This window comes from Neisseria flavescens (assembly GCF_001618065.1).
In the GTDB taxonomy this organism is placed as follows: domain Bacteria; phylum Pseudomonadota; class Gammaproteobacteria; order Burkholderiales; family Neisseriaceae; genus Neisseria; species Neisseria flavescens_A.
This window is the reverse complement of record NZ_LAEI01000001.1, coordinates 51,059-74,007: the sequence shown is the minus strand read 5'-3', so window position 1 is coordinate 74,007 and position 22,949 is coordinate 51,059. Positions and strand designations below refer to the sequence as shown.

General features: G+C 53.0%; 25 protein-coding genes, 2 tRNA genes and 1 pseudogene. 12 read left to right on the top strand and 16 right to left on the bottom strand.

Annotated elements, in window-relative coordinates; translation table 11 throughout:
* Positions 1-147 precede the first annotated feature (147 nt).
* Positions 148-677, top strand: a pseudogene (locus TW89_RS00425) (IS1595 family transposase); the annotation flags it as partial.
* A gap of 20 nt (positions 678-697) precedes the next feature.
* Here TW89_RS00425 and TW89_RS00420 read toward each other — a convergent pair.
* On the bottom strand, positions 698-1,081 hold the full coding sequence (locus TW89_RS00420) for a hypothetical protein (RefSeq protein ID WP_004518967.1): 384 nt from the start codon (positions 1,079-1,081) through the stop codon (positions 698-700).
* Between the two features lie 207 nt (positions 1,082-1,288).
* Here TW89_RS00420 and thiE point away from each other — a divergent pair, with 207 nt between their 5' ends.
* The 4 genes from thiE to TW89_RS00400 are packed head-to-tail and all read left to right on the top strand — an operon-like array spanning position 1,289 to position 3,338.
* Positions 1,289-1,906, top strand: coding sequence for a thiamine phosphate synthase (gene thiE, locus TW89_RS00415; protein ID WP_004518966.1), 618 nt, complete (start codon positions 1,289-1,291; stop codon positions 1,904-1,906).
* Positions 1,907-1,948: 42 nt separating this feature from the next.
* Complete coding sequence (thiS, locus tag TW89_RS00410; RefSeq protein WP_128580186.1) at positions 1,949-2,143, top strand: sulfur carrier protein ThiS; 195 nt, start codon at positions 1,949-1,951, stop codon at positions 2,141-2,143.
* Positions 2,144-2,201: 58 nt separating this feature from the next.
* A complete protein-coding gene (locus TW89_RS00405) occupies positions 2,202-2,495 on the top strand; it encodes a YciI family protein (RefSeq protein ID WP_063068398.1) in 294 nt (97 codons plus the stop codon).
* A 54-nt stretch (positions 2,496-2,549) separates the two neighbouring features.
* Positions 2,550-3,338, top strand: a complete 789-nt coding sequence (locus tag TW89_RS00400; RefSeq protein ID WP_070606171.1) for a thiazole synthase — start codon at positions 2,550-2,552, stop codon at positions 3,336-3,338.
* Between the two features lie 71 nt (positions 3,339-3,409).
* Here the strand turns inward: TW89_RS00400 and TW89_RS00395 are convergent, their stop codons facing one another.
* From TW89_RS00395 to TW89_RS00355, 9 genes are all read right to left on the bottom strand, one after another.
* Positions 3,410-4,177 (bottom strand): uracil-DNA glycosylase family protein, encoded by a 768-nt coding sequence (locus tag TW89_RS00395; RefSeq protein ID WP_128580185.1) that lies wholly within the window; start codon positions 4,175-4,177, stop codon positions 3,410-3,412.
* Positions 4,171-4,614 (bottom strand): ribosomal protein S18-alanine N-acetyltransferase, encoded by a 444-nt coding sequence (rimI, locus tag TW89_RS00390; RefSeq protein WP_128580184.1) that lies wholly within the window; start codon positions 4,612-4,614, stop codon positions 4,171-4,173. Before rimI ends, TW89_RS00395 begins: the two co-directional genes overlap by 7 nt.
* Positions 4,611-5,318: a tRNA (adenosine(37)-N6)-threonylcarbamoyltransferase complex dimerization subunit type 1 TsaB gene (gene tsaB, locus TW89_RS00385; protein ID WP_128580215.1), complete on the bottom strand. Its 708-nt coding sequence runs from the start codon at positions 5,316-5,318 to the stop codon at positions 4,611-4,613. Before tsaB ends, rimI begins: the two co-directional genes overlap by 4 nt.
* A 129-nt stretch (positions 5,319-5,447) precedes the next feature.
* Positions 5,448-6,122: a glutathione S-transferase family protein gene (locus TW89_RS00380; RefSeq protein WP_128580183.1), complete on the bottom strand. Its 675-nt coding sequence runs from the start codon at positions 6,120-6,122 to the stop codon at positions 5,448-5,450.
* An 8-nt stretch (positions 6,123-6,130) separates the two neighbouring features.
* On the bottom strand, positions 6,131-6,526 hold the full coding sequence (locus TW89_RS00375) for a hypothetical protein (protein WP_128580182.1): 396 nt from the start codon (positions 6,524-6,526) through the stop codon (positions 6,131-6,133).
* The gene (locus TW89_RS00370; protein ID WP_128580181.1) at positions 6,527-7,693 is read right to left on the bottom strand and encodes a beta-ketoacyl-ACP synthase III; all 1,167 of its coding nucleotides are present in this window, start codon (positions 7,691-7,693) and stop codon (positions 6,527-6,529) included.
* A gap of 19 nt (positions 7,694-7,712) precedes the next feature.
* Positions 7,713-7,958 carry a GNAT family N-acetyltransferase gene (locus tag TW89_RS00365; protein ID WP_049332250.1) on the bottom strand — a complete coding sequence of 82 codons (246 nt, stop codon included), beginning with the start codon at positions 7,956-7,958 and terminating at the stop codon, positions 7,713-7,715.
* Between the two features lie 34 nt (positions 7,959-7,992).
* Positions 7,993-8,901, bottom strand: a complete 909-nt coding sequence (locus TW89_RS00360) for a dialkylrecorsinol condensing enzyme (RefSeq protein ID WP_128580180.1) — start codon at positions 8,899-8,901, stop codon at positions 7,993-7,995.
* A 308-nt stretch (positions 8,902-9,209) separates the two neighbouring features.
* Positions 9,210-9,285 (bottom strand) — tRNA-Phe (locus TW89_RS00355).
* A gap of 204 nt (positions 9,286-9,489) precedes the next feature.
* Here TW89_RS00355 and TW89_RS00350 point away from each other — a divergent pair.
* Complete coding sequence (locus tag TW89_RS00350; protein ID WP_128580214.1) at positions 9,490-10,050, top strand: hypothetical protein; 561 nt, start codon at positions 9,490-9,492, stop codon at positions 10,048-10,050.
* A gap of 47 nt (positions 10,051-10,097) precedes the next feature.
* Here the strand turns inward: TW89_RS00350 and coaD are convergent, their stop codons facing one another.
* The 3 genes from coaD to TW89_RS00335 all read right to left on the bottom strand — a co-directional run bounded on the left by coaD (position 10,098) and on the right by TW89_RS00335 (position 11,842).
* Positions 10,098-10,610 carry a pantetheine-phosphate adenylyltransferase gene (coaD, locus tag TW89_RS00345; RefSeq protein ID WP_049345008.1) on the bottom strand — a complete coding sequence of 171 codons (513 nt, stop codon included), beginning with the start codon at positions 10,608-10,610 and terminating at the stop codon, positions 10,098-10,100.
* A 106-nt stretch (positions 10,611-10,716) separates the two neighbouring features.
* Entirely contained in the window at positions 10,717-11,403 is a 687-nt protein-coding gene (locus TW89_RS00340; protein ID WP_128580179.1) for a Bax inhibitor-1 family protein, read from the bottom strand.
* Between the two features lie 163 nt (positions 11,404-11,566).
* The gene (locus TW89_RS00335; RefSeq protein ID WP_003682648.1) at positions 11,567-11,842 is read right to left on the bottom strand and encodes an oxidative damage protection protein; all 276 of its coding nucleotides are present in this window, start codon (positions 11,840-11,842) and stop codon (positions 11,567-11,569) included.
* 128 nt (positions 11,843-11,970) lie between these two features.
* Here TW89_RS00335 and glnE point away from each other — a divergent pair, with 128 nt between their 5' ends.
* Positions 11,971-14,655 (top strand): bifunctional [glutamate--ammonia ligase]-adenylyl-L-tyrosine phosphorylase/[glutamate--ammonia-ligase] adenylyltransferase, encoded by a 2,685-nt coding sequence (gene glnE, locus TW89_RS00330; RefSeq protein WP_128580178.1) that lies wholly within the window; start codon positions 11,971-11,973, stop codon positions 14,653-14,655.
* Positions 14,656-14,745: 90 nt separating this feature from the next.
* Positions 14,746-15,258 (top strand): SH3 domain-containing protein, encoded by a 513-nt coding sequence (locus TW89_RS00325; RefSeq protein WP_128580177.1) that lies wholly within the window; start codon positions 14,746-14,748, stop codon positions 15,256-15,258.
* Between the two features lie 110 nt (positions 15,259-15,368).
* Here the strand turns inward: TW89_RS00325 and TW89_RS00320 are convergent, their stop codons facing one another.
* Positions 15,369-15,590: a cell division protein gene (locus TW89_RS00320; RefSeq protein ID WP_128580176.1), complete on the bottom strand. Its 222-nt coding sequence runs from the start codon at positions 15,588-15,590 to the stop codon at positions 15,369-15,371.
* 288 nt (positions 15,591-15,878) lie between these two features.
* Here TW89_RS00320 and TW89_RS00315 point away from each other — a divergent pair, with 288 nt between their 5' ends.
* From TW89_RS00315 to TW89_RS00300, 4 genes are all read left to right on the top strand, one after another.
* The gene (locus TW89_RS00315) at positions 15,879-16,973 is read left to right on the top strand and encodes an FAD-dependent oxidoreductase (protein ID WP_128580175.1); all 1,095 of its coding nucleotides are present in this window, start codon (positions 15,879-15,881) and stop codon (positions 16,971-16,973) included.
* 168 nt (positions 16,974-17,141) lie between these two features.
* Complete coding sequence (glyS, locus tag TW89_RS00310; RefSeq protein ID WP_128580174.1) at positions 17,142-19,205, top strand: glycine--tRNA ligase subunit beta; 2,064 nt, start codon at positions 17,142-17,144, stop codon at positions 19,203-19,205.
* Positions 19,206-19,369: 164 nt separating this feature from the next.
* Positions 19,370-20,449: an iron-sulfur cluster carrier protein ApbC gene (gene apbC / locus TW89_RS00305; RefSeq protein ID WP_128580173.1), complete on the top strand. Its 1,080-nt coding sequence runs from the start codon at positions 19,370-19,372 to the stop codon at positions 20,447-20,449.
* A 58-nt stretch (positions 20,450-20,507) separates the two neighbouring features.
* Positions 20,508-20,583: transfer RNA gene (locus TW89_RS00300), tRNA-Lys, on the top strand.
* Between the two features lie 192 nt (positions 20,584-20,775).
* Here TW89_RS00300 and TW89_RS00295 read toward each other — a convergent pair.
* Together TW89_RS00295 and TW89_RS00290 are read right to left on the bottom strand one after the other, a co-directional pair.
* Entirely contained in the window at positions 20,776-22,029 is a 1,254-nt protein-coding gene (locus tag TW89_RS00295) for an ABC transporter permease (protein ID WP_128580172.1), read from the bottom strand.
* Positions 22,026-22,940, bottom strand: a complete 915-nt coding sequence (locus TW89_RS00290) for an ABC transporter ATP-binding protein (protein WP_128580171.1) — start codon at positions 22,938-22,940, stop codon at positions 22,026-22,028. Before TW89_RS00290 ends, TW89_RS00295 begins: the two co-directional genes overlap by 4 nt.
* Positions 22,941-22,949: the final 9 nt, after the last annotated feature.

Here is a 22,949-nt window from a genome sequence, read left to right as displayed (position 1 = left end):
ACAGCCGCAGCCGCAATGATGTTCGTGGCCTTGGCCATGTTCGTCCGAATCTTCGGCAAGCAGGGCTTCGTAGTCGCCGCTTTCAATCAGGCTGACCAGTTCTGCCGGACTTTCCGCGCCTTATACCTAGTCGCAGGATAAATAACTCTATTCTACCGCAAAATATGTATGTCATCATCCATCATTTGGCCTTGGCTGCCGATGAGGTTTTCGAGGGCTCTGTCGAGCTGGACGAAAGCTATTTCGGCGGACAGCGTAAAGGCAGACGTGGTCGAGGTGCGGCAGGAAAAGTGGTTGTCTTCGGCATTCTGAAACGCAACGGACGGGTCTATACCGTTGTGGTGGATAATGCCAAGTCTGAAACGTTATTCCCTGTCATCAAAAAGAAAATCATGCCGGACAGCATTGTTTACACGGATAGCCTGAGCAGCTATGATAAGTTGGACGTGAGCGGTTTTATCCATTACCGCATCAACCATTCCAAGGAATTTGTCGACCGTCAGAACCACATTAACGGCATTGAGAATTTTTGGAATCAGGCAAAACGTTTCTTGCGAAAATACAACGGAATCGATCGCAAATCTTTCCCGCTGTTCTTGAAAGAATGCGAATTTCGATTTAACTTCGGCACACCGTCTCAACAGCTTAAAATCCTGCGAGATTGGTGTGGAATTTAGGGCTAATCTACGTCAGCCCCTTAGTTTTTGATGACGTTTACGGCGTAATGGGCAGTAGTGTTACGGCGGGCTTGGGCGCGCATCATATAGACCTGCACTTTATATTTGCCCGATTGGGTAGCGATACCGTCAAATTTATCGCCTTGTGCCGAACCGTTAAATACGGCTTCATCGTCTTTGGGTGCCCATACGTTGAAATAGGCGTTAGGGCTGCCGGTTTTACTGATGCGCAGGCGGTCGCCCTTGCGTACGGAGAACAAATGCTCGGCGGTTTGATAGCCGGTGATTTTGCCGGAAAAACGCTGCTTGGTTTGTTTGTGTGCCGAAGCTGGTTTTGAAGCTTCCGCTTTAGGCGTGGCGGCATTTGAATAAGTGGTAAACAGTAAGGGAAGGGCGGCTAACAAGAGAAATTTTTTTCATGGGTTGGGTCTCCGAATGTGGGGCGCCAATATGGCACTCATTTTGATAACCCATCAGTATGTTCATATTTTTATAAAGCCAAAGCCGAATAGGGCAATATTCATTTTTTCAATCAGGCCGTCTGAAAACAAATATTATTCAGACGGCCTTTTCTGATAATATAACAACGAATTATTCCTTTCGGAGCCGTTATGACCTTCCCGCCACTCAAATCTCCCCTGAAATTTTACGCCGTTGTTCCCACTGCTGACTGGGTCGAGCGCATGGTCAAAGCAGGTGCCGACACGGTGCAACTGCGCTGTAAAATCCTGCATGGCGACGAGTTGAAACGCGAAATCGAACGTTGCGTCGTAGCCTGTCAAAACAGTGCAACCCAGCTTTTCATCAACGACCACTGGCGCGAAGCGATTGCCGCAGGTGCATACGGCGTGCATCTCGGGCAGGAAGACATGGACACTGCCGACCTAGCCGCGATTGAAGCTGCCGGTTTGCGCTTGGGCTTGAGTACGCACTCTGTTGCCGAACTCGATCGCGCCTTGTCCGTACAACCTAGCTACGTCGCCAGCGGCGCGATTTTTCCGACCACGACCAAACAAATGCCCACCGCCCCGCAAGGCTTGGAGAAACTGCGCGAATATGTGAAACAGGCTCGCGGCATACCCGTCGTCGCCATCGGCGGCATCGATTTGAACAACGCTGAAGATGTACTTGCCACCGGCGTTTCCTCCCTCGCCGTCGTCCGCGCCGTTACCGAAGCGGAAAATCCCGAAGCCGTGGTTAAAGCGTTTCAGGCTTTGTGGGATGAATAAGGCCGTCTGAAAATAAGAAGTCTGACAAGAGGAGCAAACATCATGAAGATTATATTAAACAATGAAGCCATCACATTAAACGGCACAACCGTTGCCGACCTTATCGCCCAAACCGCGCCGCAGAAACCGTTTGCCGTTGCCGTCAATACCCAGTTTGTCGCCAAAGGTGCGTATGCGGAAACGCTGTTGAACGAAAACGACAAAGTGGACATTGTACGCCCCGTAGTCGGCGGATAAGCGGTTTTACTGTGCGTATATCTGCGCTATTGGTTTAATGCTGAGAAAAGGAAAAGAGATGTTTATCGTATCGTTGGAATATATTAAAGACTTGGCTGCGGTTGAAACCTACCTGTCCGAGCATATTGCGTATCTTGAACGGTATTATCAAGCAGGTGTATTTGTGATGTCTGGCCGCAAACAGCCGCGGACGGGCGGCGTTATCCTGATGAAAGCATCAGGCAGGGAGCAGGTGGAAAAGTTAATTGCAGAAGACCCGTTTCACCGAGAAGGTGTAGCGAAATACACAATTACCGAGTTTATTCCGACTAAGGTTGCCGAAGGACTTGAAAACTATTTGGAAACTATCTGAACCGATTTTTCAGAAGGCTATTGCCCCAAAAATAATATTACAAAGGAATCCATCATGTTTACCCTATACGGAGAAACTTTCCCTTCACGGCTGCTGCTCGGTACGGCTGCTTATCCGACGCCGGAAATCCTCAAGCAGTCTGTCCAAATCGCGCAACCGGCGATGATTACCGTTTCGTTACGCCGCGCCGGCAGCGGCGGCGAAGCGCATGGGCAGGGCTTTTGGTCGTTGTTGGAAGAAATTGGCGTACCTGTGTTGCCCAATACTGCAGGCTGTCAAAGCGTGCAGGAAGCCGTGACTACTGCGCAAATGGCGCGCGAAGTGTTTGAAACCGACTGGATCAAACTCGAACTTATCGGAGACGATGACACGTTGCAGCCGGATGTGTTCCAACTGGTTGAAGCGGCGGAGATCCTGATTAAAGACGGCTTCAAAGTGCTGCCTTATTGCACCGAGGATTTGATTGCCTGTCGCCGACTGCTCGACGCAGGCTGTCAGGCGTTGATGCCGTGGGCGGCGCCGATTGGCACAGGTTTGGGCGCAGTTCATGCTTATGCGCTGAAAGTTCTGCGCGAACGCCTGCCCGACACGCCGCTGATTATCGACGCAGGCTTGGGTTTGCCTTCGCAGGCGGCGCAAGTGATGGAATGGGGCTTTGACGGCGTGTTGCTGAATACCGCCGTTTCCCGCAGCGGCGATCCGGTCAATATGGCACGCGCTTTTGCGCTTGCGGTCGAGTCGGGCCGTCTGGCTTATGAGGCGGAACCTGTGGAGGCGCGTGATAAAGCGCGCGCCAGTACGCCGACGGTGGGCCAGCCTTTCTGGCATTCGGCGGAATATTGATACACATTAGGGCGTGTCGAACACGCCCTTTTTTATTGGTGGGAAACCTGATTTCAGCTTGAACAGAATGTTCAGACGGCCTTGGCCAAAAGCTGTTTCAATGGTTTTAAGATTTGCCATGCCTGCGCTTTGAGTTGCGGCTGCATCAGCAGGCGGGCGGGGTGGGGAATGACGAAATGCGGCCGCTCTGCGCACAATTCGTTCATCAACCCAATCATGTCAGGGCTATCAAAGATTTTGCCGAGGAACAATACTGCGCGCGCTTGCGAAGCGGTCAGCTCGTTTTGCATTTCGGCAAGCTCGGAGCGGATGTGTTCGGCATCGGGCAGGGCGGTGAATACGGGCGCGGTTTTGACCCATGCGGTTTTATGCGCCTGCTCGGGCTTGAGGCCGATGGCGGCGAGGATGTTGTCGAGAAGCGTGCCGACGTCGCCGCTAAACAGCGTACCATGCAGGCTGTCTTCGGTGGACGGGCAAATGCTGACCACCATGATTTCAGACGGCCTGATGGTTACGTCAAGACGGGGCAGATTGTCTGAATGTGCGGCTTTTTCTGTTTTTGCCGGTGTTTCGGCAATGGCTTTGGGTGCCGCTTCAGGAACGCGTACAGCAGGTTTGGCCGTTTGCGCAGTGGCAATGGCGGCGGTGCGTGCCTGATGGGCACTTGCGGATAAAGTGCGCACGGCTTGCGCGGTATCGGCGGCAATGGTTTTGGGGCGGACGGGCGCGGCTGATGCTGCGGCTTGAGGCGCAGCATGGATGATTTTGGCGTTTTGGTTCAGCCACATCGGGCCCAAGCCCAAGGCTTCGTGCAGGTGCAGGTAGCGGCTGCTTAACATGATTTCTCCATCAATACGGCATCTTCGCTGCCACCATCGGGCAGGGCGTAGTAGTTTTTACGGCGGCCGCAGGTTTGGAAGCCGTGTTTGCGGTAGAGCTGTTGTGCGGTTTCATTGCTTGAGCGGACTTCGAGTAGCAATCGGGTTGCGCCTTGCTGTTGCACTGCGTTTTGCCAGTGTTGCAGCAGGGCGGACGCAATGCCTTGGCGGCGGTATTCGGGCGCGACGGCAATCAGGTGCAGCTCAGATTCGTCAAATACGGTTTGCCACACGATAAAGCCGGTAATTTGGTGGTCGGTCTGGCTGAGCCAAACGCTGTCGGGATGGTGTTGAACGGCCGATTCAAACTGCTGCGCCGTCCACGACGAAGGATTGCCTTGTGCGTCGATGGCGGCAAGGGTGGGGCAGTCGGCAAGTACAGCTGGGCGCAGGTTCACGGTTTGGCCTTTTGTTGACCTTGCTCTTGTGCGGTCAGGGCAATTTTGTTGCGGACGTACAGCAGCTCGGCATGCGCCGCATCGGTGGCAGCATAACGGCCGCTGCGGGCAAGTTTGAGATAGTCGGCGGCAGTCGGCATATCGGCTTGACCATCAAAAGGCGGTTTGTCGGCGAGGGCAAAGGCATTGCCGATGCCGCCGGTAGGCGTTTTGTCTTCGGGCGCGGTAATGGCGACGGCTTTGCCAACCGTGTAATCGCTCAAGCGGACGTGGTTTTGCGTATCAAACCATGCGTAGAACACTTCGCCCATGCGCGCATCGGTGGCCGCCAGTACGCAGCTTGATGGCGGCAGCAGCGAAGCGGCGGCATCGAGGCAGGGAATACCGATCATGGGCGTGTCAAACGGCGTGGCCAAACCTTGTGTAACCGCCGCGCCGATACGCAGGCCGGTAAATGCGCCGGGGCCTTGTGCATAAACGATGCAGCCCAAATCGGCGGCCGTGATGCCCGCTTCTTTGAAGAGGCGTTCGATTTGCGGCAGGATTTGTTCGGATTGCTTGGTACCGACGTTTTCGTGAAACAGGCGGATTTCGCCTTGATGTTCCAATGCGATGGACAAAAAGGATGTGCTGGTGTCGATGGCAAGAGTCGGGCGGTTGTCGGTTGGCATGGTGTATTTTTTTAGAAGGATATGGGTTGCCATTATAGTGGAACGGCGATGGGGAACAAAGCACTCGGGCGGCGCTTTGGTAAAAACGCCGTTTACCGCAAAGCTGTTCGATAAGTGAACCAAGGTTTCAGGCCGTCTGAAAACGTTTCAGACGGCCTTGTTTTATTGGTCGAGTTTCAATAAAGGTGAACCTGCTTTTTCAACGGCGCGGCAGTAGGCTTCATGCGCTTCGATGCGCTGCAAATAAGCGCGGATATTGGGGTAGTCGGAAAAAGCGAAGCGGTCGGCCGCAGCTTGCAGCGGATAGCTCATCATGATGTCGGCACCGCTGAGGCTGTTGCCGACCAACCATTCGCGGTTTTCCAACTCGCTGTTGATGTGGGAAAGATGCAGCGCGGCTTGCGGATGGATAAAGCTGCTTTTGACGCTGCCGCTGATTTTGCGGGCAATCGGTTTGACGAAAAACGGCATGGGCGCGTTTTCAATCCGGCGGAACACCAGTCCGAGCAACAATAACGGCATCAGCGAACCTTCGGCATAATGCAGCCAGCGTTGATATTGCCAGTATTCGTGGCTGCCGCGTTCTGGCATCAGACGGCCGTTGCCGTAGGTTTGAATCAGATAGTCGGTAATCGCGCCGCTTTCCGCCAAGATAAAGCCGTCATCATCCAACAAGGGCGATTTGCCCAAGGGATGGATGGCTTTGAGTTCGTCAGGGGCGAGCAAAGTGTCGGGATGACGGCGGTAGGTTTGTAGACGGTAAGGCGTACCGAGGATTTCAAGCAGCCAAACAATGCGCAGGGCGCGGGATTGGTCGAGAGAATGTAGGGTAATCATGAGGGGCTTTATATATCAGTTTGTTTGAGGCCGTCTATGCTGATTTGGCAGGCATTGGCGTATTTTTGCAGGGTTTTGGCCGGTAGTTTGGCGAACACTTCGGGGCGGAAATGCCGATGAAGCTGCCATTTCCATACGCCTGCCGCCATGGCCAAGCCGGTTTCATCATAACGGCAGCGGAACATATGGTAGTACAGCGGCGAATATTCGCCTTTTTCGACGGCTTCGCGCGCGGCCTGCGTTTGGGCATCGAGTTCGCACACCGCCATTTCGGTGGCGTAGGCTTCGTCCTGCCAACCGTTGCTGGTGGCTGCTTCGTAGTGGCCGTCGCGGGTGCCGTAGATGACTTTGCGGTGGCCGTGGTAGCTGGCGCTGTTGTCTTGAGGGATGTCGTCAATCTTCATTCAGACGGCCTTTACTGCTTCCAAAAGCATGAAACATGTTGAAAAGCGTCCGCTTTCCGGAACGTAACACAGGATTTTTTGGCCGTGTTCGATGGGAAAGGTGCGCATAAATTCTTCAAGGATGATGTAAATCGAGGCCGAACCCGTGTTGCCTTTGCTGTGCAGATTGGTAAACCATTTTTCCTGCGGAATGTCGAAGCCGATGTTTTTCAGGCCGTCTGAAAGGCGGTCGCGGAAAAAGCCGGAAGAGTAGTGGGGTAGGAACCAATCGATTTCTTCGGCGCGGATGCCGTGTTTGGCGGCGATTTTGGAGAGGGGTTTTTCCACTGTATAGCGGACGATATTTTCGTTCAGCAGTTTGACGTCCTGCTTGACCGCCATCAGGCTGTGGCGGCGGCCGTAATCGGCATCGGCGTGTTTCCAGCCTTCAAATACGCCGTCGCGGAATTCTGCGCCGGCATACATGCAGGGTGGCATTTCGTTGGCGTAGGAAAGCAGGTCTATCCAATGGATTTTCAGGCTGAGGCTGTCTGAATTGGGGCGGTCGGACAGATACACCGCGCCTGCGCCGTCAGACAGCATCCAGCGCAAAAAGTCTTTTTCAAAACCGATTTCGGGGGAAGCGTTTTCCAGTTTTTTATGGTCGGTTTCACTTTGAAATAATTCGCCGCGCATGACCGCCGAGGCGTTTTCGGAAGCAACGGAAACTGCATGTGCGTGTTCGCCGGTACGCACAGCGTTGTAGGCGTGTTTCATCGCCGCCATACCTGCCGCGCATACGCCTGCCATGCTGAACACTTCGCAAGGCGGCATATCCAGCAAGCCATGCACCATCACGCCGTGTCCGGGCATGGTTTGGTCAGGGTAGGAAGTGGCGCAGGCCAGGCTGCCGATGGCTTCTGCAGGAACGCCTTGGGCAAACAGGCCGTTGACCGCTTCGGCGGCTAATTCGGCATTGGTGTGCGTCGTGCGGCGGCTTTCGGGATCGATGGCGTAGTGGCGCGACAAAATGCCGTTGGAACGCAAGATCATACGGCGCACGCGTGAAGGCACATCGCCTGCCATGCCGAGGACGGCTTCCATTTCGTCATTGCCGACGGGGGCATTGGGCAAGAAGGCAGAAATGCGGTTGAGATAAACGTCTTTGAGTGTGTTATTCGATGTCATGATGTGGTTGTCAAAATAATCAACCGATAAACCGCGCCGCGTAGTCGCAGCTTGCAGTTAACGGGATGTTGTGTGTTTCGGCGTATTCCATCAGCGCGCTCACCAGCAGTTTGGCAATGCCGCGATGACGGAAGTTGGGCGAGACCACGGTATGGTTTACGTCCCAGCCGCCGTTATGTTCGGTATAGCTGATATAGCCTGCTTCCAAACCGTCAATGTCGATTTGAAAGCGACGGCGTTCGGGGTAGTGGATAACTTCGGGCATGATGGATTCCTGGTTTGAGGCCGTCTGAAACAGATTATCTGCCTGACGGTTGTTCATAATAATCCGCCAGCTTTTTCAGACGGCCTTTGAGCAGCGGATGCAGCAGTTTTTTCAAAATTACACTGATGGGTAAAACCACCAAAATCATCGCCAATAAAAAGACGATGTAGAAGCACAACAAGGCACGGCGCAAAAGCGGAGAAATCCTGCCTGCCGCCATCAAAAGCTTGCCCCAGACGAAGAAGCTGCGGCCGGCGGCACGTTCGCTGAAAATCAGTTTTTCATTCACTGTCACCGCGCCCATGTTTTGAAACAGGGTTTCGTCCAAAGGCTGTTGGTTCAATAGTGTATCGCGCAATTTCGTACCAAACCGCGCCGCATCCGCCAATTCTTCTTCAGCAATGCCGGCGGAGGGTAGGGAGCGGAAATAGCGCTTGTCGCCGGTCAGCATCCATGCTGGCGTGGTAATGAAACTTGCCGCGCTGTTGCAGTCATCGATTTTTACGATGTTGCCGATGAGTTTAGCGCCGTTTTGTTTCAGCAAAGATTTCATTTTTTCCTGCGCGCCCAGCCACATATTGCGGCAGCCGATAAGCGTGATGACCGGTTTGCCGTCCAGCAGCCGGCGCGTTTCTTCGCGTTGCAAAAAGGCGGTCATCGGTTGCGAAGGAGAGAGGAACCAAACGGTGTAGGCAATGACCACCACATCGTAATCTTCGGATGGGATTTGCGGCGGCAGAATCGGGGCGGGTTTTAAATGGACGGTTTCAGGAAAGGTATCGAAAAAACACCAAAACGGCCACGGAAACGGAAACGCCTGCTCCGGTACAATATTGACGCAATCGACCTGTACGCCGGCTGTTTGCAACGGCGCGGCAAAATTTCGCGCCAGGCTGGAGAGCTGCCCCGTTTGCGAGTAATGCACAATCAGCACCTTTTTCATTATCTTCCCTGCAATGAGTAAGTTATGGTTGGTTTGGACGGTATTATATAGTAAACCGACCTGCCTTGAACTTTATTCATATTCAGTATGTTCGCGAAAGTTTCAGCCGATTTGGATGGAAGCACCGTATTCTGTCGGAATGGGGCGGTAAAGCGGATTTTTATACCATGCCAACATGAACAACGGCCGTCTGAAATTTTTCAGACGGCCTTGTGTGGAAATCGGGACGCATGGTCTGGAACGGGATTTGTGCTAAGTATGGGGTGCAAATCGTATAGATAAAAAAATAACCGCTTCAAGGCGGTTTGTGGTGGCCAGAGGCGGAATCGAACCGCCGACACACGGATTTTCAATCCGTTGCTCTACCAACTGAGCTATCTGGCCTTCGCGTGTTTCGTTGCGAGATGTGAATTAAACCAAATTTCGTTGCCTTGTGCAAGCGTTTGCAGGCTTTATTTTTGAGACGGTAAATTAAGATTTTGTTTTGTATTGAATTATTTTTCGTTTTAATTGGCGGTTTTTAGGTTTGCTGGTTTGATTTTCAGACGGCCTAAGATACAATCGGCTTTTTTGCTTTGGATTTATGCCATGCTGTATGTGTTTGTTCGTGATATGTGGGATGTTTTACGTTTGCGCTATCGTTCGCCGGAGACGTATTTGTATCCGCCTTTGGTGATGGCGGCGGTGTTACTGCTGTTGGGTGTGGTGAACGCGGCCAGCATGTCGCCTTTGTTTGGCAGTGGCGCGGCGGCGGTGTGCCTGTCGGTGATTTTGGTGATTGTGAAATGGTTGGTGTTGAGCCGCTCGATGCGTAAGGTGCTGCATTATTACGGTGCGCCCCGGTTGCCTTTGTGGGGCTTTATTTTGGTGTCTGAGGCTTTGCTGCTGCCGCTGTTGCTGGTGTTGTATGTGCCGGCGTTGGCTGCGTTTGCGCTGCTGTGGCAGGCTTGGGTTTTTGTGGTGCAGGTACGCGGTTTGATGTGGATGGGGAATGCGACGCTAGGCCGTGTTTTGGTGGGCTATCTGTTGTATGGTTTCGGCGTGTTGTGTGTGGGTACGGTGATTTTGATGCTGTTTATTGCCGCCGGTTGGTTGGATATGGAAACGTTGAATCAAAACCTGCAGGCGTTGACGTCTGCCCGTAAATAATCAATGAAAATTGGAAGGCCGTCTGAAATGTTCGGACGGCCTTTGTTTTATGTGTTTGTTTCGTGGTCTTGCAGGATTTTTTGATAGACGGGGTCGGGGAGGTAGCGGCCTATCATGTCGCGCCAGCCTTGGGGGCCGACCAGGCCTTTGACCATGGTGGAGGATACTTCGGCTATTTCGCGCGGCGGCATTAGGAAGACGGTGGAGATTTCGGGGGCGATGTCGCTGTTGATGTAGCGCATCGAGCGTTCGTATTCGTAGTCGGCGGCGGAACGGATGCCGCGGACGATAAAATTGGCTTTGGCTTCGCGGGCGTAATCGACCAAAAAGCGGTTTTCAAACACGCTGATGCGGACATTGGGGAAGGGGTGGGTAATGGCATCGAGCATGGCGCGGCGTTCTTCTATGGTGTAGGTGCTGCGCTTTTCGGGATTGGTGCCGATGGCGACAATGAGTTCGTCAAAGAGGGATTGGGCTTCCTGTATCATCCACAGGTGGCCGAGGGTGGGAGGATCGAAGCTGCCTGCGTACACGGCACGGCGCGGAGTGGTCGTGGTCATTTTGGGTTGGAAAGAGGATTTGTGTACGTTCAGGATAGGGGAGTTTGTCGGTGATGTCAAAAATCAAAAAGGCCGTCTGAAATTTCAGACGGCCTTTGCGACTTTATCAGTCGTCATCGCTAATAGAGATGAGGATTCTCAAGAGGCTGCTGAAAATGTTGTAGATGGAGATGAAGATGGTCAGCGCCGCGCTGATGTGGCTGTCTTCACCGCCGTCGATAACGGTACGCACCTGCCACATAATCATCAGGGAACTGAAGACAACGAAGCCGGCCGCGATGGTCAGGCTCAGGGCAGGGATCTTGAGTAAGATGTTGGCCACAACGGCAATCATGAGCACGATGGCACCGGCGCCGAGGAAGCTGCCGAGTTTGTTCATGTTCATTGTGGTGCGGCGTGCCATGGCGGACATGGTGAAGAATACACCGGCGGTCATGGCGGCGGCCGTACCGACGATTTGCGCGCCGTTGTTAATAGACAGGGTGTATTGCAACATAGGGCTAATGGCAAGGCCCATACCGAAAGTGAAGATCATCAACAGGGCTACGCCGACGTTGCTGTAACGGTTTTTCTCGATCAGGAAGGTCATGCCGTAGAAAAAGCCGAAGAAGGCGGCCAGGGCAACATAGTATGAACCGAACATGGCGAAAATGTTAAAGCCTGTTTTGGCGGAAAAGAATGCGCCGGCAATGGCAGGAATGAAAGACAGGCCGAGCAGGCGGTAGGTTTTTTGCAGGACGGTATTTTTGGCAACCGAGCCTTGCGAGGTATAGTCGTAAACGTCGTTTTGCATGGCGTTTGCTCCAGTGTGGATTGAAATGAATGAAATTTGGATTTTAACAGAGAATCATGGGTTTGTATGATTTATCTGTTCTATTTGCCTAATATGCGGGGCAATCGGGAATTTTAAAGGCCGTCTGAAAATCGGATTTCAGACGGCCTTGGCTTTTCAATGCTTATTTAGGCTCTTGCGGAACATAGCCTTGTACGGCGTCTGCACCGTCGCCGAAGAAGTACTGTTCCATCTGCTGGGCGAGGTATTCGCGCGCGCGCGGATCGGCAAGGCTTAGGCGGTTTTCGTTGATCAGCATGGTTTGGTGACGGGTCCAAGCCATCCATGCTTCTTGGGAAACGTTTTCAAAAATGCGTTTGCCCAATTCGTTGGGCAGCGGCGGAAATTTCATGCCTTCGGCTTCTTTGCCGAGTTTGACGCAGTGAACCATACGGGTCATGGCGGTTTCCTTATGTGGGGTTGCAAAGGTTGGTATTTTAGCCGATTGCACGGATAGGGGAAAGCGTGGGTTTCAGACGGCCTGAAACCTTGCTATGATGGTCTTTTCTGTTTAGTCAGGCAAAGATTATGAACCGCCTCGATACTGCCCGCCGTTATTCCCTTTTTCTCGCCCGCAACCTTGATTCTGGCAAACTCAAGCCCGAAATCTTCCTGCCTATGCTGGACAAGGCGTTGACCGAAGCTGATTTCCAAGCCTTTGCCGACTGGGACAAAATCCGCGCGGAAGAAAACGAGGAAGAATTGGCGCGGCAGTTGCGCGAGTTGCGCCGTTATGTCGTGTCGCAGATTATCGTGCGCGATATCAACCGCATCAGCGATTTGAACGAAGTGACCCGTACGATTACGCTGTTTGCCGATTTTGCCGTCAATACCGCGTTGGACTTTTCCTACGCCTATTATCAGGACATGTATGGCACGCCGATCGGGCGTTATACGAAGTCGCCGCAACATTTGAGCGTGGTGGCGATGGGCAAGGCAGGCGGCTATGAGCTGAACGTGTCTTCCGATATCGATTTGATTTTTGTCTATCCCGAATCGGGCGACACCGATGGCAGGCGCGAACGCGGCAATCAGGAGTTTTTCACCAAAGTCGGGCAGAAACTGATTGCACTGCTGAACGACATTACCGCCGACGGGCAAGTGTTCCGCGTCGATATGCGGCTGCGGCCGGACGGTGATTCCGGCGCGCTGGTGTTGAGTGAAACCGCGCTGGAGCAATATTTGATTACGCAAGGGCGCGAATGGGAACGCTACGCGTGGTGCAAAGGCCGCGTGGTCACGCCGTATCCGAACGACATCAAATCGCTGGTGCGCCCCTTCGTATTCCGCAAATATCTGGATTACAGCGCATATGAAGCAATGCGCAACCTGCACCGCCAAATCCGCAGCGAAGTCAGCAAAAAAGGCATGGCGGACAACATCAAACTCGGCGCGGGCGGCATCCGCGAAGTCGAATTTATCGCTCAGATTTTCCAAATGATACGCGGCGGACAAATGCGCGCGCTGCAACTGAAAGGCACGCAGGAAACGCTGAAAAAACTTGCCGAATTGGGCATCATGCCGTCTGAAAACGTCGAAACCCTGCTCGCCGCCTACCGCTTCCTGCGCGACGTCGAACACCGCCTGCAATACTGGGACGACCAGCAAACCCAAACCCTGCCCACCTCGCCCGAACAGCAGCAACTGCTCGCCGAAAGCATGGGTTTCGACAGTTATGCCGCCTTTTCAGACGGCCTCAATGTGCATCGGAACAAAGTCAATCAGTTGTTCAACGAAATTTTGAGCGAACCCGAAGAACAAACGCAAGACAACAGCGAATGGCAATGGGCATGGCAGGAAAAACCTGACGAAGAAGAACGGCTAGGCCGTCTGAAAGAATATGGGTTTGATGCTGAAATCATTGCCACGCGGCTCGACCAAATCCGCAACGGCCATAAATACCGCCACCTCTCCGCACACGCCCAGCCGCGTTTTGACGCCATTGTGCCGTTGTTGGTACAAGCGGCGGCCGAGCAATCCAACCCGACCGATACGCTGATGCGGCTGTTTGACTTCCTCGAAAACATCAGCCGCCGCTCCGCCTATCTCGCCTTCCTCAACGAACATCCGCAAACCTTGGCGCATCTGGCACAAATCATGAGCCAAAGTTCATGGGTGGCGGCGTATCTGAGCAAATACCCGATTCTGCTGGACGAACTCATCAGCGCCCAGCTTTTGGATACCACGTTTGACTGGCCAGCACTCGCCGTCTCGCTTTCAAACGACCTCAAAGCCTGCGGCGGCGATACTGAAGCGCAAATGGACACATTGCGCCATTTCCAACACGCCCAAGTCTTCCGCCTCGCCGTTCAAGACCTTGCCGAATTGTGGACGGTAGAATCACTTTCCGATCAACTCTCCGCACTTGCCGACACCATCCTCGCCGCCGCTGTGCCATGCGCGTGGGCGGATATGCCTAAAAAACACCGCGACACGCCGCAATTTGCCATCATCGGCTACGGCAAACTGGGCGGTAAAGAGCTCAGCTATTCCTCCGACCTTGACTTGGTTTATCTTTATGACGACCCTCATCCCGATGCAGGCGACGTGTACAGCCGTCTTGCCCGTCGCCTGACCAACTGGCTTTCCGCTGCCACCGGCGCAGGCAGCCTCTACGAAACCGACTTGCGCCTGCGCCCCAACGGCGACGCCGGCTTCCTTGCGCACAGCATCGCCGCCTTTGAAAAATACCAGCGCGAAAACGCATGGACGTGGGAACACCAATCCCTTACCCGCGCCCGTTTTATTTGCGGTACGTTTGATGTTCAGACGGCCTTCGACCGCATCCGAACCGAAATGCTGACTGCCGAACGCGACCAAACCGTTTTAGCAGGCGAAATCATTGAAATGCGCGAAAAAATGTTCCCCACCCATCCGCCTGCCGACAGCAACGTCAAATACGCGCGCGGTGGCGTGGTCGATGTCGAATTTATCGTCCAATATCTGATACTTGCCCATGCCCGCCAGTATCCGCAACTCTTGGACAACTACGGCAACATCGCCCTGTTGAACATCGCCGCCGACTGCGGCCTCATCGACAAAACCCTTGCCGAACAAAGCCGCACCGCCTACCGCTTCTACCGCCAGCAGCAACACAACACCAAACTGCGAGATGACCAAAAAACCGAAGTAACGGATGAATTGCTGACCCACTACGGCAACGTGCGAAAACTATGGCAGGAAGTATTCGGGGCAGAAGTGAAGTTCGGATAAGCAGGCGGGCGTATTCAGCGTCAAAGCCTGCACGGCAACATAATTTACCGCTACAACAAACTCATTCTAAACATATAAGGAAAACCAACCATGAAGAAAATAGCACTGTTTTTAACGGTTTTACTGTCGTCGGCCGTAGCCCAAGCCGCTGATTACTTTTTGCCTTATACCGAATGCGATGGCTCTGCAAACGTCCGTTCCGCTCCTGATACACGCAGCAAAATCATGACCGTACTGGATTATGAAAGCAAAAAACATAAAATACTCAGTAAACAGGGTAAATGGTTTCATATTCAATTAGACGGGCACCGTACAGGCTACGTCCATCAAAGCCAAGGCTTTATCGTGCACAATTATGTTGTCGCCAGCCCTGACGGATCGGCAAACGTCCGTAACAACAGCTACCCCGAAGAACCGATCAGGCAAGGCGAAATCATCAAAACACTCCCAAACGGAACACGTGTACAGATCGCCCCAGCCTTCAGAAAAGGCGACTGGTTGTGGTACAGCAATCAGGGAGCTTACACAGAAAAAGACGAGTATGGTCATCATGTTTTGACTCAGGGTTATATCCACAAAAGTCAACTTCGACGCGTGGAGTAATAAACAAGCAATTTATCCGATAAAGCATACTTTCGGACATAAAGTAGGTACTGTTTTGCCGAAGACATAAAAAAGCCGTCTGAAACTTTTCAGACGGCCTTTTATGGCATTTATTCTTCTTCCGGTTCGGCTTCTGCCTCTGCAGGTTTTTCAAGGAAATTGCCTGCTAACCACAGTAAAGCGCCACTACCTGTAATGCCTGCTTTAATCCACATGGCGGTATCTTCGCCCCATTCGTAAATCCAGGCCAAGACTTTGGGGACGGCGTTCATATAATTCAAACCGAATGCCAATACGCCGAGGATAAATAAAGTACTGCCCAAGCTTTTCATAATTATTCCTTATAAAATCAAATGTGTGCATCAAAACCAATCAGCGGTGTAATGATGCTGAGTGAATGTAAATATGTCAAAAGATGGCATTATAGTAGGTTTTATGTAAGGAAGATATTTTTATGAAAGTTGATTGGCAGCTTGAGTGAAGATTTTTGTTTACGTATTACTGATTCAGCTTGAGCATAATCTGCAAAAACTGTTCTTATTTTCTGTCGATATTGTGATACAGCAAAACAAGTTCTAAAATATGCCGCTTATTTATATATTAAAAACAAGGAGAAACTGATGTCTAAGGTTGCAGTACTCGGTGGCGGTCTGTCGGGCCGTCTGATGGCGTTCCAACTGGCAGAGCAGGGCATTTCGGTCGAGTTGTTTGAGAAAGGCGAACGCAACGGCGCGCAAGCCGCTGCTTATGTTGCCGCGGCCATGTTAGCGCCGTCTGCCGAAGCGGTGGAGGCAACGCCCGAAGTCATCCGTTTGGGCAAACAAAGCATTGCGCTTTGGCGCGCGATTGTCGGCCGCCTGAATACGCCGGTGATGATGCAGGAAAACGGCAGCCTGATTGTCTGGCACACGCAGGACAAGCCGCTTTCTGCCGAGTTTGCCCGTCATTTGAAGCGCGGCGGCGTGGCGGAACATGAAACCATACGTTGGAACGCGGATGAAATCGCGACAAACGAGCCGCAACTGGCAGGACGGTTTTCAGACGGCCTGTATCTGCCGACAGAAGGGCAGTTGGACGGACGGCAAGTATTGAATGCGCTTGCCGATGCTTTGGAATCAATGAATGTGGCGTGTCATTGGTCGTGCGAACGAGAAGCCGAAGATTTGGCGGCACAATACGATTGGGTCATCGACTGCCGCGGTTACGGCGCAAAGAGCGCGTGGAACAGGCCGTCTGAAAGCGTTTTGCGCGGTGTTCGCGGCGAAGTGGCACGCGTTTACGCACCCGAAATCGAGCTTTCCCACCCCGTGCGCCTGCTGCATCCGCGCTATCCTTTGTATATCGCGCCGAAGGAAAACCATATTTTTGTGATTGGTGCGACCCAAATTGAAAGCGAAAGCCAAGCGCCTGCCAGCGTGCGTTCCGGTTTGGAACTTTTGTCCGCGCTGTACGCCGTGCATCCGGCATTTGGCGAGGCGAACCTTTTGGAACTGGCCACCGGCTTGCGCCCGACTTTAAACCACCACAACCCCGAAATCCGCTTCAACTGTGAACGCCGCCTGATTGAAGTCAACGGCCTGTTCCGCCACGGCTTTATGATTTCCCCGGCCGTGACCGGAGCGGCCGTGCGTTTGGCCGGTGCGCTGTTTGCCGGAAGCGACATTCCCGAATACGACGAAACCAGCGGTTTGCCGTATATCCGCGCTGCGAATTGAAGCCGTTGCGGACGAAGTTGCTTGAAAATCGGGCAAATTGTTTGTGAAAGACAGCCACAGGCCGTCTGAAAATGATAAAATCGCCGTCAATTCAATTAACCTTGCGTCTGAAAACCGCATGATGCCGTTTTCAGACGCCAAACCAATTTCCTATTTAACGATAAGCACATGACAACCCAAACCCTCTTAATCGAACTTCTCACTGAAGAACTCCCGCCAAAAGCCCTCAATAATCTGGGCAACCATTTTGCCGCTTCCGTTGCCGAAGGCTTGGAAAAAGCGCAACTGATTGACGGCGCAGCCGAATATACTGCCTACGCTTCTCCGCGCCGTTTGGCCGTTCAAGTCAAAAATGTGAAGGCCGTTCAAGCTGATCAAAAAATCGTGAAAAAAGGCCCGGCCGTGGCGAATGCCATGAAAGACGGTGCGCCGACTAAGGCTTTGGAAGGTTTTGCGCGCGGTGCGGGTGCGAAAATCGAAGACTTGACCATCATCAACGACGGCAAGCAAGACGTGTACGCCTACGAATACGTCCAAACCGGCAAACCGCTAGGCGAGCTTTTGGAAGACATCATCAATGCCGCAGTGAAAAAATTGCCGATTCCTAAAGTCATGCGTTGGGGCAGCAGCACGTTTACCTTCGTGCGCCCCGTTCACGGGCTGATTGTGCTGCACGGCAGCGACATCGTAAACGTCAGCGTTTTGGGGCTGCAAAGCGGCAACAAAACACTGGGGCACCGCTTCCTCTCCAACGGCGAAATCACCATGGAAAATGCCGACAGCTACGCCGCCCAAATGCGCGAACAAGGCAAAGTTGTTGCTTCGTTTGCCGAACGCAAAGCCGCCATTCAGACGGCTTTGAACGAACAAGCAGGCCGTCTGAACGCGACCGTTGCCGCCGATGAAGCATTGTTGGACGAAGTGACTGCATTGGTCGAATGGCCTGTGGTATTGGAAGCCGGTTTTGAAGAACACTTCCTCGCCGTGCCACAAGAATGTTTGATTCTGACCATGCAGCAAAACCAAAAATACTTCCCGCTGCTCGATCAAAACGGCAAGCTGATGAACCGCTTCCTGCTGGTGTCCAACCTACAAACCGAAGATCCGTCACACATCATCCAAGGCAACGAACGCGTTTTGCGCGCGCGCCTGTCTGATGCCGAGTTCTTCTACAAACAAGACCAAAAAGCGACTTTGGAAAGCCGCCTGCCGAAATTGTCCAGCGTGGTTTACCACAACAAAATCGGTTCGCAAGCCGAGCGTATCGAGCGTCTGCAAAGCATTGCCGCCCATATCGCCAAAGCATTGGGCGCGGATGCCGCCGCAGCCGAGCGTGCCGCACGTTTGGCCAAAGCCGACTTGGTAACCGAAATGGTCGGCGAGTTCCCCGAATTGCAAGGCACCATGGGCAAATACTACGCCCGCTTGGACGGCGAGACTGAAGAAATCGCCGAAGCCATCGAGCAACACTACCAACCGCGTTTTGCCGGCGATAACCTGCCAGAGGGCAAAGTGGCAACCGCCGTTGCGCTGGCCGACAAACTGGAAACCTTGGTCGGCATTTGGGGCATCGGCCTGATTCCGACCGGCGACAAAGACCCCTACGCCCTGCGCCGCTCCGCCTTGGGTATTTTGCGGATGCTGATGCAGTACGGTTTGGACGTAAACGAGCTGATTCAGACGACCTTCGACAGCTTCCCGCAAGGTTTGCTCAACGAGAAAACGCCGTCTGAAACCGCCGACTTCATGCAGGCGCGTTTGGCCGTGTTGCTGCAAAACGATTATCCGCAAGACATCGTTGCCGCCGTATTGGCGAAACAGCCGCGCCGTTTGGACGACGTAGTGGCCAAACTGCAGGCCGTTGCCGCGTTCAAACAGCTGCCCGAAGCCGCTGCGCTCGCCGCAGCCAACAAACGCGTACAAAACCTGCTGAAAAAAGCCGATGCCGAGTTGGGCGCGGTTAACGAAAGCCTGCTGCAACAGGACGAAGAAAAAGCCCTGTATGCTGCCGCGCAAGGTTTGCAGCCGAAAATTGCCGCCGCCGTTGCCGAAGGCAATTTTCAAACTGCTTTGTCCGAGCTTGCTTCCGTCAAGCCGCAAGTCGATGCATTCTTCGACGGCGTGATGGTAATGGCTGAAGATGCCGCCGTGAAGCAAAACCGTTTGAACCTGCTGAACCGCTTGGCAGAACAAATGAACGCAGTTGCCGACATTGCGCTCTTGAGCGAATAAGGCCGCGTTTCAGTTGACCCTTTTTTCAGGCTGCCCGATGATTCAGGCAGCCTGAAGTTTTTCGGGCGTATCCCTTGCATGGCGTTCAAGGGTATAATTCAGCAGATTTGTCAGGCAGGCAAATCGCGCACATCAAACAATTTCCCACATTCAAGAGGCAGATTATGAATATTCCAGCCATCCGAACCGCACTCGATGCCGTGTTGATTCCCACCACAATACGCACTTTGGGCAGCGAAAAAGCCATTTCGCTTCTGGAAGAGCGTTCAGACGGCCTGCATATCGGTCTGAAATTCGCGTTCCCAGTTGCCCATATTGCCGCAGACATTGCCAACGCTGTTCAAGAAGCCGTCATTTCACATACCGGCGATACCCACATTCACTTGAGTATCGATACCGAAATCGGTACGCATAAAGTTCAACCCGGCGTAGCAACCATCAAAGGCGTGAAAAACATCATCGCCGTTGCATCGGGCAAAGGCGGCGTCGGCAAATCAACGACCACAGCCAACCTTGCCACCGCAATGGCCAGAATGGGCGCGCGCGTCGGCGTACTCGATGCCGACCTGTACGGCCCAAGCCAGCCCACCATGCTCGGCGTACAAGACCGCAAACCCGATCAACAAAACAAAAAACTCATTCCTGTTGAAGCTGAAAGCGGCATTCAAGTGATGTCCATCGGTTTTCTGGTCGATACCGACCAAGCCGTCGTTTGGCGCGGCCCGATGGTCAGCCAAGCCTTGCAACAACTTATGTTCCAAAGCGAATGGGACAATGTCGATTATCTCTTCATCGACCTGCCGCCCGGTACCGGCGATATCCAATTGACCCTGTCGCAAAAAATCCCCGTAACCGGCTCCGTTGTCGTGACCACGCCGCAAGACATCGCCCTGATTGATGCACGCAAAGCCGTGGATATGTTCAACAAAGTCAATATCCCGATTTTGGGCGTTTTGGAAAACATGTCTGTCCATATTTGCTCCAACTGCGGCCATGCCGAAGCAATCTTTGGCGCAGAAGGCGGTAAAAACTTGGCAGAGCGTTTGAACGTACCGTTGCTCGGCCAGCTTCCGTTGAGCCTGCCTGTACGCGAAGCCATGGACAGCGGCACATCTTCGGCCTTGTTTGAAAACAACCAAACCATCGCCGACATCTACACCGAAGCTGCATTCCAAATCGCGCTGGCCATTGCCGATAAAGGCAAAGACTTCAGCAGCCGCTTCCCGAAAATCGTCGTCGAATAAAAAGTTTAAAAAAGGTGTTGACAGCTGTGTGACCCATCTCTATAATGCACAGCTTATCGGGTCGTTAGCTCAGTCGGTAGAGCAGCGGACTTTTAATCCGTTGGTCGAGCGTTCGAATCGCTCACGACCCACCAAATATAAAAACCTGCTTTGAAAAAGCAGGTTTTTTTACGTTTGGATTTTAGGATTTTGTTGAAAATATTTTGTTATTGAAATAATTCATAGCATATCAAGCATCAGGCCGTCTGAAAGATATTTTCAGACGGCCTGAAGTTTTATAGGAATGGTTTTGAGAAATCAGTTTTCTACTTAGGGCAGAGCAACGTTTAAAACCTAACCTGCGTCTGCAACTGCCTCCGATAAATTAATACGGCAGCAGTCAGTGTGGTAAAAGAGAATGCTGACAGTAGAAGCAGATAACGGCCGATTCCGTCCAGTCCGCCGCGGTTGAGCAGCAATTCCTGAAAAGCTTTCAAGCCCCATGCCATTGGGGAAGTCCAAGTGAGTTGCTGCATGGTTTCGGGCATGACGTGTGCAGGCACCATAATGCCGCCGATTGCCGCCATCAGGATGATGCCGCCGCCGCCGAGGACGACGGCATGTTCGGTGGATTTGGCGCAGACGCTGATTAACAGCGCGTAGCCGAGTGCGGCGGTGCTGACGGCGGCGGACAGCAGCGCGTAGGGAACAAGGCTGCCGTTGAGTATGAGGGCGGGTACGCCGATTTCGGGCAGCAGGTAGCGGCCGAGCAGCAGCATTCCGACAAACTGAAGCTGGTTAATCAGGAAATAGGGGATAAGTTTCGCTGCAATCAGGCCGGATGCGGAAGCGCGGGCGAGGCGCAGGCGGGTGATGGTGTTGGTTTGGCGTTCCAGTGCCATGACGTTCGATAGCGGTATCATGATGAAAAACATACCGAAAATCAGCCATGCGGGGACGCTGTGCTGTACGGCGTTGGGTTTTTCCACCGTGCTGCTGCCTGCGCTCAGATAGTGTTCTTCCAGCATTTTTTTATCTAAAAAGCTGCGCACAGCGGCGAATTGTTCGTCGTTTTTTTCATCCACTTTTTTCTGGATGTCTTTGCGGATGGAACGAGGCAGTTTTTTATTGTCGATTTTGATGCCGTCGTTGTTGTCAAAATAGGCGTCCAGCCGCGTTTCAGTGTAGTGCTGCTGCAAAACGCCTTTGACCGCCGCCAGCCATGAAGGCTCGGTATCGGGCGGTACATAGATTTGTAAGGCTTTGTTGTCGGCGATTTTGTCGGAGGCGAGGTTCGGGTTGTGCAGCACCAGTTGGAAACGCTTGTCGTGCAGGCCGTTTTGCGCGTCGGTCAGTTTTTCAGACGGCATCAGCGTAACATGGATCTGCTCTTTCTCCAGCGCGGCGGCCAGTGCGGTATTGATACTGTTGTTTGTTGCACTAACCAGCGCGATGCGGCTGTCAGTGTGCGGATCTTGGTCGCGGCTCAGCGCCAACGACATAATCAGCATGAAGGCGATGGGCATCACAAACAACACGGCCAAACCGTGCAGGTCGCGGCAGAGCAGTTTGAGTTCTTTGAGGAGGGAGGAAATCGTCATTGTGGATTTTGCTTATCTGTTGCCGGTTCGTCTTTGCGCAGGAAATCAAGGTAAAACGTTTCCAGCGAACCGTGTCCCTGCTGGAAGTAGCGGATTTGTGCGCCGCTTTGTTGCAGGGCGGCGTAAACGGCGGCGGCATCGTGCGTCGTTTCCATCATGCCGCGGCTGTCCACTTGCTTGGCACCCAAAGCGGTCAGCGTTTGAGGCGGCAGTGGCGGTTCGACGGTAAAGCGCACGACACCGGTTTGCGTACTTAAAAGCTCGTCCAAACTGCCGTGGTACACCAGCTTGCCGTGTTGCAGCAGCGCGATTTTGTCGCAAAGCTGCTCAATTTCCGACAGATAGTGTGAGGTATAAACCACCGTTACTCCCTGCCGTGTCAAATCCGCCACGCTGTCGAGGATAAAGCGGCGCGACTGCGGGTCGATGCCTACCGTGATTTCGTCAAGGAACACCAGTTGCGGCGTGTTAATCAGGCCGATAGCAAAATTCAGACGACGTTTAAGCCCGCCCGAAAGATGCTTCGCTGCTTTGTTTTTGTGGGCGGTCAGGTCGGTCTGTTCCAACAGCGCGTTCAGACGGCCTTTGTCGCGCACTTTGTAAAGCGAGGCGAAAAACAGCAGGTTGTCCCACACAGAAAGCTGCGGATAAAACGCAAAATCCTGCGGCACCAAACCGATTTTCTGCCGCTCGCTGCGGCTCAATAGGCGCAATGGCTTGCCGTCAAACAAAATTTCGCCCTGCCGTACTTCCTGCAAGCCGGCCAAAAGCGACATCAGCGTCGTTTTCCCCGCACCGTTGTGGCCGAGCAGCCCCAAACATTCGCCGTCGGCAATATCGAACGACACATTGTCCAGTGCGGCAGTTTCGGCTTTGGGATAACGGTGGGAGAGGGATTGGATTTGAATCATGGTTTCAGA